The organism is Leptospira noumeaensis, assembly GCF_004770765.1.
Taxonomy (GTDB): domain Bacteria; phylum Spirochaetota; class Leptospiria; order Leptospirales; family Leptospiraceae; genus Leptospira_A; species Leptospira_A noumeaensis.
This window is the reverse complement of the sequence record NZ_RQFK01000026.1, coordinates 252,319-263,679: the sequence shown is the minus strand read 5'-3', so window position 1 is coordinate 263,679 and position 11,361 is coordinate 252,319. Positions and strand designations below refer to the sequence as shown.

The following is an 11,361-nucleotide window of genomic DNA, read 5'->3' as shown; positions in this document are numbered from 1 at the left end:
AGAATCTTTCAAGCGCGAATCGAATTTGGTCAATTTTTCAATTCGCTAAGGGTTTCGATGGAAATAGAGGGAGGCCGGAACCTCCCACCTGGCGTCTCCCCGAATGGTTTGGAGCCCTTTTGGGTTTCGAAAAACGGTGACCTGAACGTTTGTCGCCCTTGGTAGGGCAGCCCCGTGGAGTCCTAATTTGAGTCGGACTTCTCCGAGACTAGGATCAACCACTTGTGCAAAATAAGTTTTTGTCCCCAGTTGCACGATGGCAAATTCTCGCAGGCTAAACAGCGGCCTTGGATCATTTGCCGTCCCCAAGAATTTCGAGACTAAGGAAAGGAAGGCAGGAAAGTCTTTTGCATCCAGAGAAGATGTATAACTCAGCAAATGTTGGCGGAGGTATTCTTTTGCGTGGTTGTGTGCGAGTAACACGCGGTGGCGTCTGTCCAGTTGAGAGTAGAAGGATTGGAGGAGGTTTCGTTCCTCTCTGTTGCAGCCGGCCCGGAATGCCAATCTGTCGAGACGTTTGCTATGCATTCGGATTAGTTCGATTCGATGTGTGAGGTAGGCACTCATCCGAAAGGAAAGATAAAAAAATAAAACGAGAAGGACAAGTTGTAACAGGGCAAATTGGGGATCACCCTTCCAAATCCAAACTGGTTTTTCTGGAAACATTGGAGATTAGACGATAGGATTTCAGTTTTTGTGCTTTCTATGTAGGAGTATAATAAAGTAACTTAGAGTTAGATGAAAAATCTTTGTTACACTTTTCGGAAATTAAATCAGTAAAAGAAGGAATCAAACTCATGCAGTCTTTATTAGTATGACTGAAATTGGCAGCTAACAATGAAATCCCCTAAAATAAGCAAGTATCACCTTGCCATCGTCATAGTATATTTGATTGGATTTTCCATTGGAACAATATCGCACATTATGGACATTGCAACCATGGGTTTTTTGGGTTATTCCTTTGCTCCTCTTTCATTCAATATTTTTTGGACTTTGTTAGTTGTTTTTGATCCACTTGTCATTCTATTTTTTTTTCTGAGATTTCAATATGCAATTTTTCTAGCTGTCATCATAATGATTTTTGATATTTCCATTAATCTGGTTTATGGTTTTATCACCAAAAACAATCCAATTTTGTTCGGATTGATCACACAAATTCCCTTTGGGTTTTTTGTATTTATGACAGCAAAACATCTGTTCATATACCAATCGATTAAGGAATTTTTGTATCCAAAATGTAACTGAAGATTTTTTTTCTCGGTTAACCAAGGTTTAAAGAAGGGATTTCGCTTTTTAAAAAATAGTAGAATCTTTGCAAAAAATTCTATCAAAATAAAATAATAATCTAAAAATTTGAAAAACTGCCCATCGCATAACAATTGCCAGTCAAATTTTCTAATCCTAACACCTCTTTGTAGCTCAGGTTTTCGGAAATTTTGCCAAGCCGAATTTGTTAGGCCAGGTAGTTCTGTTTTTGAATTAATTTAATGTATCCGAAATCATTTTTACTCATTTGTTTATTTATTTCCAATTGTTCATTTTTTGGCAATGATTCATATTATATAGATGGGCCGAACACAATCAGCAAAGAAGAAGCAGAAAAAAAAATAGCAAAAACAATATTCCTTAAAACTCTTAGTTGCGGATATAACGCGGCCCGAGCCGCTGCTATTTCAGAATTAGGGAATGAAGAAATCGAACCTCAGCCTTTGTTTCAAATTGGCGGTGGTTCCAACTCACATTCCATCATTTATGATTCTAACGCATTAGACCATTGTTTAAAATCAATCATACTCATGCCTTGCCCTAGTAATGGGATCGAATCTAATGCGGGTGATGGGGAGTATGTAAAAACACTTGTTTTTACTCGTTACCAATCCTGTACGTTTCGACCAATCGATAATTGGGAAATTAATGAAATAATGAAAGGAAGATTATAATGGAAAACAAAGATCAATTTTCTATACAAATTCTTTCAAAATGGTATTCGTTTGTTTTTGTCGCTGTATGGATATTGAATGATTTGTATTTCAAATCTATATTTCATAATGATTTAACTGGCAAAATAAGTGATATTATCGGATTATTTTATACTCCCATTCTACTAACAGCTTTCATCGTCCTTGTTTGTAATTATAAAGGTTATAAAATAAAAGAATCAAAAATTTTATTTATTACAATGGTTCTGGTTGGTGTTACGTTTGTTTTTTTGAATTTAAATCAAGAAACCAACGATTTATTAACTAAATACTTATTGTTTTTTATACCTTCGAAAGGAATTGCTGATCGAACGGATATATATTGTTTGTTAGTTTACTTTCCTTTGGGTTTTGTTTTTTATCATTTCCAAAAACGTCACTCGGAAAAACAATTTAAAGTATTAAAATATTTAACACCTATCTTAGTTAGTTTTGCTATGATCAATACATCATCTACTGACAACACAGATAACGATATGAGTAGATTATTTCTTTTTACGATACTTGCAGATACAAATGATAAAATCGTAATTCTGACTCCCGAAGATGGTGAAACATTCCCAAAATCACAAACAATAAACTTTCATTGGTCTTATAAAAACTATTATGGAATTACGGAGCCATCATTCTATGATCGGGACAACGGCTGTGGGGTTACAGAAGAACTATATGAATTAAAAAATTATGCCACCGGAAATTTTCAAAATTACGTAGTGCAAATTGCAAATAACGAAGCATTTTCTCCTATAGCAGTGGAAATTAATTCTAACGGAACAGAAAAAAAAGCCGCTGGGCAAATCAATAACTCTGGCACTTACTACTATAAAATTGCGTTACAATATAAAAATAAAGATGGCTGTTCTAATCCAAATTTTCTAATTTTTTTACCTCAGCAAGTTAAGAAGATATTCATTCGTGATTAACCGTTTATTTTTAGAATGCGGAAAGCGCGGTCATGTACTCGGTGAAGGTTGTGACACCATACAAATCTGAGGCGCCCCTTCCTCAATCCATCAAATCCACTTCTTCAAAACTTTGTGTTTGGTGGCGAAACATCCAAAGTTTATCACCTGAATAAAAATTGATAAAGGCGTCACGCATTTCAAATTGATAAATTCCTCGAAGTAATAAGTTTTCTTCGAATTGGGTTTCTGATGGTAAGTCGATCACAATCATTCTGCGTGTGGTTGTGATGGCTACTTTGTCATAGAGATTGGCAAAGGAACGAATGATTTCTTGTTCTAGACTAATGGTTTCCCAATGATTTGTATAACTATTAAACAAATACAATTTTCTTTCGCTCATAACGAGAGCTGCTTTGTGTCCCATAGCAACGCGGTAACGTTCCTCTCCAAAATGATGTCCTTTTTCCCACTCAGAACTTGAGTTACTAACACCGAGCAAATTTTTATTTGTTACCAAGATACAAAGATCTCCATAACACTGGGAATACCAGATATGTTCTCCTCGAGTGGAATAGGAAATTTCTTGACCATCGGATAAAAAAGCCTTAAAGGAAAGATGTCCTTTTACAAAATTTAAAGTAGTTTGAATGTATGGGTATGCTGTGCGATCCGTCACTCGACTTTCGAAAGTGGTTACTTGGTGTTGGATTTCTGGCGGGGCATTCAGGATTCTATTTGCCTCGGGAGTCAGTTGGCGAAGAGGTGTGAGGCGAGTTTCTTGATACCCTTGTCTTGGGTCATACCCATCATTTTTTGGATTGGCTGCAACATACCAACTTGTAAAAATAAATCCGACCAAAATGAAACGAATCATCACATATAACAGATTTCGCATATTGAGTTGCCTATTGGTTATAGAATCTTAGACGGTGTCTTCGGACAACCATTTCTCCGTCTTAGACGGTGAATAGTTTTGTAAGGCGGAAAGGAGATTTTTTGAAGTTTCTAGAACTTGTACGAGGTTTGCATTTTCTTTTTTTAGAAATCCGGAACTTACCATATTTTGTATGAGTGTTAGGAGGGGGTTGTAAAATCCCAGCCAATTGAGAATGATGATTGGTTTGTGGTGTAGGCCTAACTGAGACCAGGTGACAACTTCAAAGAATTCCTCCATGGTCCCGAACCCACCTGGTAATACAACAAATGCATCTGACAAATCAAACATTTTGAGTTTTCTTTCGTGCATACTGTCTACAAGGATGAGTTGGTTGAGTTTGTTATGTTCTATTTCTTTTCGTTTTAGAAATTTGGGAAGTACACCTGTGACCGATCCATTTTTGGATAAACATCCGTTGGCAACAGCTCCCATTAGACCAACACTGGCACCCCCATATACCAATCCAATTTGGTGTGTTCCTAAATATTCACCTAACTCAAATGCTGCGTTCATATAATAAGGATCTTGTCCAGGTGAAGACCCACAATATACGGCGATGTTTTTAAATTGTGTCATTGGTAATTTGGTCTTTGTAATAAATTGTGTTTAGAATGAAATTATTGATATCAATGTCTTCCATTCCATGACGATTGATTCGTAAAAAACATTTTCTTCGTGCTTCGATGAGTTTATCGATAAGGATTTGTTTTTCAACGGAATTAGAAAAAAAATCTAATGGATGAATGGTTTGAGTTGCCCCTTGGTTTTGAATCATCTTATCTATTTCGGCTAGCAGCTTTGAATCAGAAAAGTTGTTGGAACTTTCTCCATATTTCTTTTTCATTTTCTCAATAAAAAAATTGTAACTTTGATTTTTGACATACATTTTTTCGCTAAAAAAGTAATCATCAGTTTCTTTGGAGAGGGATTTAGGTTTTAGTTTTAAATACAATTCCCTTCCGATGGGACCAGAATTATCTAATAAAATATAAGTTCCATTTACAAATGTGGTATGGTCTTGTTCCTTTTCTAACATTTCATAAATGTCATTGGCACAGTCGGGTGTACAAATCCTTCTAAGGATACTTGTGATCGATTGCCTTAGTTTCGTATCCTTTTCTGTTTTTAGCAGATTGATTAAATGGGGAACACTTTGATTTCCGTAAATACCATAAAGATGAGTTCTTTGTGCATGGGCATCGACCATAGTGATATGTTGTGGAATAAAAAAAGATCTACTTTCGTTTTGTAAAAATCTTTGATCAATTAAGGTTAAAAAACCAGGAATTTGTTTTTCGCTGAGGAATAAGGCTAAACGGAAATACTGTTGTGTATTTTGAACTATGGTTGGATTTCGAAAATCAATAGTTTCAAATGTTTTTGCTATGAGATCGATTTGTTCTTTGTTGGGATTGGAAACTGCTAAATACCAACTTAAATCTAAGAGCAACATTTGGCTCGGTGATTTTGAGATTAGTTCTTCTTTTAACTTTGTTTGGATGATGGGAATGGATACGGATTTTTTTTCGGAAAATTTTTTCCAGTTAGCATCCATTAAAGAATTGAATTCTTCAATTTCCTTTTTATCTTCAGAATTTTTAATGGTTCGAATGGATTCAATAGAACGGTTGACTTCTTCTTCGTAGGTTTCTGCCGAAAGACTAGCGCAAAATACGATAAATAATAGTATCCAATATTTCATTTTACAAATCCATAAATTTCTTTTGTTGGAAATTCCCATTCTGGAGTTGGGAAGGTTTGGTTTTTGGGAACTTCAAACCAAGGGGAATATTTACTATCTGAATTTAGAATGTGCATTTCCTGCGAAGGCATATAACTTTGTGCCAGAAGAAATAAAGTTTGTCCATCTTTTCCTGTTACTTGATCCACAATCAAAACCACATGTCCAGGAGAACCGGCTTCTATCCAAACATCACCTGGTTTTAAATCGGTTACTTGTTTTTTCTTCAGTTCCGATTTTAAGGAAATGGTTCCTGCATAACTATAAATAAATCTTAAGTATTCTTCGAATACATCGCGGCCTGTTCCCTTTTTGAATTTGCCTGTTTTCCAGCTAGTTTTATTACCAGAAACTTTGACTCGGTCTCCCTTGGCAAAACGAGAAAATCCAACTTCCATTCCGTTACTAATCCTAAATTGGATTTTGTCATATTCATTTAAGGAATAAAAATACTCTGCCCTTAGTTTCATCACAGCATCGGCACATTGGATGAGATCATCTTTTAAGAGAGGGAAGTCTAAGACAGCGGCATGGACTTGGTTCGATTTTGTCCTTCCATTGTAAAGATAAACTGGGCTTCCTTTCAGTTTTAAAGGGAAGTGTTGAAGGTAACTGGCAAAACTATCTTTTGGGAAATTCACTCGACTGAAATTATTAGGTGGTGGGAAACGTTCTTTAATAGAATCAGCATATAGGTTTTGGAAGGAAAAAATGAGTAAGAACAAAACTATATAAATATAAATTTTGAAATTTTGTTTTCGGTTTTCAATTAAAACAAGGGAGTTTGGTTTCATAGGAATGGGATTTCTTTCATTTTGTTATCACTAACTTGATTGATTCTTCGAGCCATGCCTCTTTGGCATCATTGAATGAAACTTGTTTGGTAACAATTTTTTCTGGGGTAAAAACTCCTGATAGAATGTAAGGGTAAAGTGCTTCCATTGAATCTTTGGATTCCACTCGGCCCAAATGGATTTCGACTCCTTGGTTGTACATTTCTAAATATGGGATTTCCCACTTGTTGGTCCAAAAGATAGAAGCAGAACTAAAGATGGCGTTTCGTCCGAGAGAACGAACTGCAAAATCCCATCCCTCTTTTTGAGCAGAAGCATCACAAACTAAATCATATTTATTGGTTGGTTTGGGGAAACTAGCAAAATGTTCCACAGGGATTCCCAAAGATTCTGCCAATTGAATTCGATTTGGATCTGTATCAACATACATCACATCGGCTTTTTTTGTTTGGTGGAGAAATAAAGCCGTATAAAGTCCAATACTTCCGGCGTGTCCACCCACAACGAGTACCTTGGGATCTTTTTTTCGATTTAAAAATCTTCCTGCCAATTTCCAAACTTCAGCAATGTTATCACTTAGGCTCGCAATTCCAACAGGATTAATTTTTGTATCAACTGTAAGTAACATATGTTTTGCGAATGGAATTTTGATTTCATCGGCGATGGCTCCACCAAATGAATGGGCACCCGGAGGCATTCCAAACCCGGAAGTATAGGGAACTGATTCGCAGGAATTCGAATGTTGTGTCATACAAGAGGGACAAAATCCGCAGGAAATTTGGAAAGGACTTACCACTGTCATTCCAATGGAATACAAATCCTTTAAATCTTCAGAGAGTGATTTGATTTTACCAACAAACTCGTGTCCGACGGGGAAGGGTGCGCGAAATAAAGTTTCTCCACGAAGGATGGGTAAATCCAAATCACAACGCGCAATGGCAATGGGTTCCACAATCACTTGGTTTTCTTCGGTGATTGTGAGTGGGTTTACTTCCTCCCATTCTAAAATTCCTTTTTTTCGAAACATCAGTCGACGCATACTACCCTCCGTATACCGATTGGTCTATTTTGTCTATGTTCAAAAAATAAAACAACTAGAATTGTTGAAACCAATCGGGGACGTTTGGAAGTTCTGATTCTTCCCAGGACCAATCTCCGAGTACGGTGGTAATTGGTTTTTCCGAATCCAAAGCTAGTAGTAAACCCCGGCCCAAATCTTTTCGTTCTGTCGGGCGATAAGGAGTATTGAACTTAGATTGAAAGGCTTCTTTTTCATGTTCCCAAGCATAGGATAGAAAAAAATCCATAAACTTTTGGTCTGAAGCTTCAAATCGACTTTTTAATGTTAGGAGGTCTGGATTGTTTGTTTTTTTCATGGTTCGTTGGAGGACAATTGAGATTCCCCTAACACTTTTGGAAAAAAAAGTTCCCGCTCTAACAATCTTTCTATTTTTCGGATTTTCCAATGCCCAAAGGTCAGCTTTGTATTTGGCAACTCCCATTGAACCGTAAAAAGACAAGGTATGGTTTAGCCAATAGAACGCTGAGTAGGCGACCGAAACCTCTGGTTTTAAAGACTTTTCCAATTCCAAAAGTGGATACAAACAGATCCCCAGAGTGTCTTCAATTTGTTTGGGACTACTCTCTGCAATCGGGAAACCCACTTCTCCAAGGGCCGGTGTGTAGACTAGTGCTTTAAATTCGGGAGAAATATTTTCAGATTTGAGGTCTGCCAAAATTTTCTCTGCGAGTCCTGGTTCGGCCTTTTTGTCAAAAAATGTAAGATCTGCATTCGACACTGGTTCGTTTGTTGTAGTTGATGTTATGATATAGGCAGAAGGATCCTTCTGTTTGAGAGATGTGATGGCACTTTGGCCGGCTTCCCCCGAACCTCCGATGACCAAATATTGATTTTGTCTCATGAATTCCTGCCTGAATGGTTAGAAGTTTTGAATTTTCGATTGATCCGTCAAAACTCTCCTGTTTTATTAATCGGAACAAGCGAAATATGAAAACGATCTTATCCTGTTCTAATTGTTTTAGTGGCCATTCTGTTTCTACTTCCAAACTGGAAGGAAAAAAAGGTAAGTACCGCTGTAAAAAATGTTCAACTTGGAACCATTTTGATTATCATCTCGAGACAAAATTAAATAATACCAACTCACTTGTGTTATTTGATCTTCATTTTAAAGATCAAATTCCTGAACACAAACTCCAAGGCCAAATTTTTGGAAGATACACTACTGATTTTATCACAGATTGGTCTAATGAAGAATTAGTTTTCCTAAAAGATGAAGAAGGAACAGAAAACGACGTTCGAATCTCTATTTCGGGATTACCAGAATTATCGAGGTTAAAAAATTTACTTTTTGATATCACAACAGAATCACCTTCAAAAAACTTAAGTATCATTATCAATCAGAATGTAAATGTTTCACAGGTTCGATTGTCAGTCACAGTTGTTTCCCTAGATGATCATTCTGTGTCTGGAAAGTTATATTTGGCGATTGCTGATGAGTGGAATACCTTTTTACACGGAAATTTTATAGCCACTCATATCTACAAAATTCGATTTGATGAACATGGTGATCCTGATAAAAAAATTCCAGAATTTATATCCAATGAATTGTCTGCAAAAATTTACGCTCTGTCGGGCAATATTCTGGCATTGCAGGAAAATTTTTCTCTTTTAACTAAGGAACATAAAGAAGAGTTATTAACTCTAGTAATGTATCATTGGCCGGAAAATAAAAATACAGTTTCTGAAGTTCATTTTAAAGAAGAGAACTTACAGGTTGTTTTCCAACTCAGTCAAAAGAAATTAAATGAAACCTTAATCTACTTACTTTCCAACCAAGTGGTTCCAAATCTAAATCATTGGAAACTTATCCATGAAGTAGTTTGTCATTCGGAAATCGAACCTTTGTTCGTTCCACTTTTAAAACATAAATTTCCAGAAGGTTATCAAAGTCACTTAGGCTCTAGTTTAGAATCAAAAAATGACGACAAAACTTTGGACTGGTTGGATGAAGATGATGTATATCTTTTGGATTCTTTTGTTCGCACCGTCGGTTCTTTGGATTATGTAATCAACGATTCCATTCGTAACCCTCTCGGTTTTTCGCTTTTACAAGAATCGTTTGCCCGCGCACGATACAAGTCTTCTATGCGGCTTTTGGAACGAGGAGCAGATCCCAATCATTTAGATGCGAATGGAGAAACAGCCATCTTTAAGTTATGCCAGGATAGCACTTTACGTTTACAAGAAAAAACAGCTCTTATGGATGAACTCATTCGGAGAGGAGCCAAAGTCAATATCCAATCAGTGAATGGGATGACCCCTTTGCATTGGTGTTCTGTTTTTGGAGAACCAAGTTTAGCAAAGAGACTCATCACAGCCGGTGTCGACATTCATACTTCGGATAACAGTGGTAGTACGGCTCTTCACGAAGCTTGTAAATTTGGGAATTCTGCAGTGCTTGCTTTGTTATTAGAATCTGGGGCTAAATCCAATGCCAAAACTTTAGATGACAAAACAGGAAGAGATCTTGCCTTCGAAAATTTAGAAATTGCTGAATTAGAAGGGGATGAGGAGAAAAAGAACAGATGCCAACGAGTTCTTTCTCTCCTGGATGTTTATGGTGGTTAGGTTGTTTTTTCCTTTTTGATTATAGTTTTGGTTACAAAACGTAAGACCAAATACAAAACAAAACCCGCTGGCCCGAAATAAAATGTAAGGGCCAGAACGGGGATCAGAAGGAAACGATTGATCCCTTCTTTAAAGCTGTCCTCTACTTCCCAAGTTCCAAGAAACAAATCAAAGGCTAAGTAATGAACCCATCCTCCGAGTAAAAAATAGTCATTGGCAAATAATGATCTGACCGATTCCAAACTGGAAAAATCCCCTTTTGCCTCTCCATTTCCAATGAGGATGGCAAATATATAAACTCCACCAAGTAGAAGCCCAGAGACAAAAAATCTTAAAACACGAATCACCTTTTTTTGGTTTGGTGATAAAATCAAAACCAACCAGGAAAGAAGAGTGATCCCGTTGGCAATTTTAAAAATTAAGGAAGGATTCATAAGGTGGCCTCATGTGTATGTAATTTTGGTTGTAAGATTAATTTGAAAAGACAAACAGAAACCAGAACAAAAGATATTCCATAGACAGTTGTATACATCGGATTTATATAAAAGACAGATTCCCCATTCAATGTTTGGATGACCATCACTACATTGACAAGTAGAAGGACAAATCCTATGGTTCGAATAAGGAATAGGTTCTGAATTGAATTTCGTTTTCCCATTAAAAAAGCTGCTAGAAAAACAAAAATCTGCATTACATGCATTCCAAAAAAATGGGGAACTCGCATGTCTCCAATTTGAGTACTCCAACCAAAAAAAGTAATTCCTTTCCCTGGATCACCTATACCAAAGTTATGTGAGCCACTCGCTTGAAAAATTCCTTGTTTGATAGATTCCAATTGGTCAGGGCGAGGAGAAGTCATAAAAAATGCAATGATCATGGCAAACCCGGCAATGCCAAGTCCCCAAACAAGGCTTTCTTTGATAGACTGAGAAATGGATTCCTTTCTAAAAATTTGGTAACCCATCCAAAGGTGGAAAACCCAAAAGATAGAAATACTTGTTCCCATCACGGAATAAACAATTTGATTCCAAGTAGTTGTAATATTGAAATGACTCGCCTCTCCGCGTGCTGCCTGTAAGGTGATAAATATAATTTCAATCGCAGAGGTAACGGTTAAAACCAATTGGATTTTGTTTTGTTGTTTCCAATCGTTTAAAAAGGTAAACATCACCCAAACGGTAGTCAGTGAGTACAAACCCACGGATAGAGTAAATTTTAAGGGTTTGATCCAGACATTCACCCCCAAAAGGGTTCTTGAATCCAGAAATAGCAGGGGGAGGATGGCTACTGTGAGCACTGCCATGGTTATCCCATTCCAAAAAAGTGGTTGTTTTCTGTAGTTGGCAAAATTCATAA

At 36.8% G+C, this 11,361-nt stretch carries 13 protein-coding genes; 4 read left to right on the top strand and 9 right to left on the bottom strand.

What is annotated here, in order from left to right; all coding sequences use genetic code 11:
* Nucleotides 1-45: 45 nt before the first annotated feature.
* Nucleotides 46-666 carry a hypothetical protein gene (locus EHQ24_RS09330; protein ID WP_135601391.1) on the bottom strand — a complete coding sequence of 207 codons (621 nt, stop codon included), beginning with the start codon at nucleotides 664-666 and terminating at the stop codon, nucleotides 46-48.
* A 171-nt stretch (nucleotides 667-837) separates the two neighbouring features.
* On the opposite strand from EHQ24_RS09330, the gene EHQ24_RS09325 reads away from it, so the two are divergent.
* From EHQ24_RS09325 to EHQ24_RS09315, 3 genes are all read left to right on the top strand, one after another.
* Nucleotides 838-1,245, top strand: a complete 408-nt coding sequence (locus EHQ24_RS09325; protein WP_135601390.1) for a hypothetical protein — start codon at nucleotides 838-840, stop codon at nucleotides 1,243-1,245.
* A gap of 242 nt (nucleotides 1,246-1,487) precedes the next feature.
* Nucleotides 1,488-1,940, top strand: coding sequence for a hypothetical protein (locus EHQ24_RS09320; RefSeq protein ID WP_135601389.1), 453 nt, complete (start codon nucleotides 1,488-1,490; stop codon nucleotides 1,938-1,940).
* Complete coding sequence (locus EHQ24_RS09315; RefSeq protein ID WP_135601388.1) at nucleotides 1,940-2,902, top strand: hypothetical protein; 963 nt, start codon at nucleotides 1,940-1,942, stop codon at nucleotides 2,900-2,902. The genes EHQ24_RS09320 and EHQ24_RS09315 overlap by 1 nt, the downstream gene beginning before the upstream one ends.
* 82 nt (nucleotides 2,903-2,984) lie before the next feature.
* On the opposite strand, the gene EHQ24_RS09310 is transcribed toward EHQ24_RS09315, so the two are convergent.
* From EHQ24_RS09310 to EHQ24_RS09285, 6 genes are read right to left on the bottom strand one after another with little or no spacing between them, the layout of a single operon-like run.
* The gene (locus tag EHQ24_RS09310; RefSeq protein WP_135601387.1) at nucleotides 2,985-3,779 is read right to left on the bottom strand and encodes a hypothetical protein; all 795 of its coding nucleotides are present in this window, start codon (nucleotides 3,777-3,779) and stop codon (nucleotides 2,985-2,987) included.
* A 27-nt stretch (nucleotides 3,780-3,806) separates the two neighbouring features.
* Nucleotides 3,807-4,397 (bottom strand): LOG family protein, encoded by a 591-nt coding sequence (locus EHQ24_RS09305; RefSeq protein WP_135601386.1) that lies wholly within the window; start codon nucleotides 4,395-4,397, stop codon nucleotides 3,807-3,809.
* Nucleotides 4,384-5,523 carry a hypothetical protein gene (locus tag EHQ24_RS09300; protein ID WP_135601385.1) on the bottom strand — a complete coding sequence of 380 codons (1,140 nt, stop codon included), beginning with the start codon at nucleotides 5,521-5,523 and terminating at the stop codon, nucleotides 4,384-4,386. The genes EHQ24_RS09305 and EHQ24_RS09300 overlap by 14 nt, the downstream gene beginning before the upstream one ends.
* Complete coding sequence (locus EHQ24_RS09295; RefSeq protein ID WP_135601384.1) at nucleotides 5,520-6,356, bottom strand: DUF4846 domain-containing protein; 837 nt, start codon at nucleotides 6,354-6,356, stop codon at nucleotides 5,520-5,522. The genes EHQ24_RS09300 and EHQ24_RS09295 overlap by 4 nt, the downstream gene beginning before the upstream one ends.
* Nucleotides 6,357-6,372: 16 nt before the next feature.
* Entirely contained in the window at nucleotides 6,373-7,395 is a 1,023-nt protein-coding gene (locus EHQ24_RS09290; RefSeq protein WP_135601383.1) for a zinc-dependent alcohol dehydrogenase, read from the bottom strand.
* A gap of 55 nt (nucleotides 7,396-7,450) precedes the next feature.
* Nucleotides 7,451-8,278: a hypothetical protein gene (locus tag EHQ24_RS09285; RefSeq protein ID WP_135601382.1), complete on the bottom strand. Its 828-nt coding sequence runs from the start codon at nucleotides 8,276-8,278 to the stop codon at nucleotides 7,451-7,453.
* 86 nt (nucleotides 8,279-8,364) lie between these two features.
* Here EHQ24_RS09285 and EHQ24_RS09280 point away from each other — a divergent pair, with 86 nt between their 5' ends.
* The gene (locus EHQ24_RS09280) at nucleotides 8,365-10,005 is read left to right on the top strand and encodes an ankyrin repeat domain-containing protein (RefSeq protein ID WP_135601381.1); all 1,641 of its coding nucleotides are present in this window, start codon (nucleotides 8,365-8,367) and stop codon (nucleotides 10,003-10,005) included.
* Here EHQ24_RS09280 and EHQ24_RS09275 read toward each other — a convergent pair.
* Nucleotides 10,002-10,439: an ABA4-like family protein gene (locus EHQ24_RS09275; RefSeq protein ID WP_135601380.1), complete on the bottom strand. Its 438-nt coding sequence runs from the start codon at nucleotides 10,437-10,439 to the stop codon at nucleotides 10,002-10,004. The two genes, EHQ24_RS09280 and EHQ24_RS09275, sit on opposite strands and share 4 nt — an antisense overlap.
* Nucleotides 10,436-11,359: a hypothetical protein gene (locus tag EHQ24_RS09270; RefSeq protein WP_135602422.1), complete on the bottom strand. Its 924-nt coding sequence runs from the start codon at nucleotides 11,357-11,359 to the stop codon at nucleotides 10,436-10,438. The genes EHQ24_RS09275 and EHQ24_RS09270 overlap by 4 nt, the downstream gene beginning before the upstream one ends.
* Nucleotides 11,360-11,361 lie beyond the last annotated feature (2 nt).